Source organism: Streptococcus suis, from assembly GCF_002960445.1.
Lineage (GTDB): Bacteria > Bacillota > Bacilli > Lactobacillales > Streptococcaceae > Streptococcus > Streptococcus hyiners.
In genome coordinates, this window is record NZ_POJD01000466.1 from 1 (window position 1) to 274 (window position 274).

The following is a 274-nucleotide window of genomic DNA, read 5'->3' on the forward strand; positions in this document are numbered from 1 at the left end:
ACTGTGTTTGCAAAATATTTTTATGATCGAGGCTTTAAGTATGATGCATTGATTAAAGACACGAAAGATAGTGCATTGTATATTCATCCGTTTAAATTATTAAAACAAGGTTGTCCATTAGTTAAGTATTCGGCCTTTAGAAATTATGACAGAGAACAATATTTTTGGCATGGTTTAGAAAGAGAATCCGAGATTCCGGATTTGATGGAGTATATTGCTAAGGAAACAGACTATCCGATCGAAGTGGTGTCTTCTATATTAGAAGATTTGATCG

General features: G+C 33.2%; 1 protein-coding gene. It reads left to right on the forward strand.

Translation table 11 applies throughout. The annotated features are described in order from the left end of the window. Positions 1-274: rhamnan synthesis F family protein (locus C1G53_RS12810; RefSeq protein WP_238139159.1), on the forward strand; the 274-nt coding region annotated here is incomplete at both ends.